The organism is Roseovarius salincola (assembly GCF_026891095.1).
GTDB classification, from domain to species: Bacteria; Pseudomonadota; Alphaproteobacteria; order Rhodobacterales; family Rhodobacteraceae; genus Roseovarius; species Roseovarius salincola.
Map to the genome: position 1 here is coordinate 1 of NZ_JAPTNL010000048.1, position 1902 is coordinate 1902.

Annotated in this window: 2 protein-coding genes; both read right to left on the reverse strand. The window is 50.9% G+C overall.

Annotated elements, in window-relative coordinates:
• Positions 1-825 precede the first annotated feature (825 nt).
• Positions 826-993: a hypothetical protein gene (locus N5A93_RS19400; RefSeq protein ID WP_268956742.1), complete on the reverse strand. Its 168-nt coding sequence runs from the start codon at positions 991-993 to the stop codon at positions 826-828.
• Between the two features lie 100 nt (positions 994-1093).
• Positions 1094-1678, reverse strand: coding sequence for an ATP-dependent Clp protease proteolytic subunit (locus N5A93_RS19405; protein WP_268956743.1), 585 nt, complete (start codon positions 1676-1678; stop codon positions 1094-1096).
• Positions 1679-1902 lie beyond the last annotated feature (224 nt).

Genomic DNA, 1902 nt, shown 5'->3' on the forward strand with positions numbered 1-1902 from the left:
TCGAAGGCGTCACATTCACCGACGGTGTCGCCACAAACGACACTGCAAACCGCGCCGCTTGATCAGGCCGCGTCACCCAAAATCACGCATAGCTCAACATAAGCCCGCTGCACCGCCAAGGCCTCTATGTGCGGTCGCAAATACCTGCACCCGCAGAGGCCAGACCGTTCAGGCATCAAGCCCGCGCGTCCACACGCCCTCGCACCCCCCCCAAAGAAAAGGCGATTGTATATTTGACAAACCCGTAGCGCACGGGGCAGGCTGGAATCTCTTTTAGGGAGATTCGAATATGGCAAAATATGGAACGGTGACATTTAAGGGGTCATCTGGAGAAGAATACAGATTCACGGCCTACTCCAGAGATACAGTCTTCAAAGCGATGGGTGGTATATACTTCATGACGGAGCGCACAGTTGAGCGGAATGGGGGCGCTTCGCATACAAGAATTTATGTGGGTGAGACAGGCAATCTCTCAAATCGACCCCTGAACCATCATCGCAAAGACTGCTTCGATCAACGTGGCGCGAATTGCGTTTGTGTTTACGTGGAGGGCGACGGAGACGAGCGCCTTAAGGTTGAAGCTGACATTCGGCAGAATTATTCCCCACCATGCAACAGGGAGTAGTTTCTTCTGGCATCACCCCGACACACGCCCATCTCACAATGTCGTCCGCTAAAGCTAACTTGTCTCGGAGGCGGGCTTTCGGCTCACTGTTCACCACAATCTCCAAAACCTTAAGTCTATCCGAAGGACTCATTGGTGCCCCCCCTCTATGAATGCCAAGTGGTAATATAATACCAGCATCAGGGAGGTAACTCAATACCTCACTTGTCCTTCTTCTCTTCCGGCTTTTGCTTCACCAGCTTTTTCAGCTTCTTCTCAAACCGTTCTTCATCGTCGTCCGTCTCTAGCTGGCGGGCGGCTTCTTTGAATTTGTCGAGTTGCGTTTTGTCGTCTTTGCTCATAAGCAACACCGCGCTGATATGTGCCATGTTCTAATCATGATTTGGCATTATATGGTACACTTGCCTCGGTAGGGAGACCAAAATGATGAATAGACACAACATTTCGTCGATTGGCGATCTTGATGCGCTACCCTTGGAATACAAGCTGTTGAACTGGCAACCCATTCGGCAAGCGAATATCTCTGATTTCGTCGGTGATTCTGCGGTTCAAGGCTTCTTGGGCACTCAGGAAGGCCATCTCCAAAAACAGGTTCTCGACGTCGTCTGCGCTCAAATCGGTATGACGGACCATGATGTCTGAAATCATGGCTTGATCATTCTTGATCATTTCAAGGCGCTCTCTGACTTGCTTCATTTCGAAGTGCGCCTTTTCAACGGCAAAACCAACGCCGTGAAACATGAAGCTTGAAGTTGTCGCACAGAGGCGCCGCGTACCGGCTTGGTAAATAACATTGCCAATAGAATCCACCTTTCCGGTGTTGTACGTGACAACCGGAACAGGCAGAGCTTTGAGAAAATTATAAACGGCAATTCCCTCACCTACGTTTCCCCCTGGCGTTGATAGCAACAGGTGGATTTCGTCATGGCCGGCGTTTACCGCATTGCCCGCCACCGCAAGCAACGCGGGGGCAGTTTTCGGATCAACCTGAGATGCAAAAGATATGCAAATTGGATTGCTCCCCTGTATTTCGATAGTGCCTGCTTCTTGCATTATGATCTCCATTATTGACCCACGGCACCGCAATGCTTACGTAGGAAGTGTGTGGAGCGGGTGAGGGGAATCGAACCCCCGGCGTCGTCAGGTGGGTAGCCGCAACGCCACACGGTAACCCCCCTGAAAATCAGTGGTGTTCAAAAGTAGAATTTTCTCGGCAAGATATCTGAGGAGATTTACGATGAAGAACGGACGATACAGCGATGCACAGATCATGGCGA

What these genes read in the sequence shown, in the direction of transcription:
- N5A93_RS19400 (WP_268956742.1), bottom strand. Translation starts at nt 993, where the DNA reads ATGGCACATATCAGCGCGGTGTTGCTTATGAGCAAAGACGACAAAACG.
- N5A93_RS19405 (WP_268956743.1), bottom strand. Translation starts at nt 1,678, where the DNA reads ATGCAAGAAGCAGGCACTATCGAAATACAGGGGAGCAATCCAATTTGC.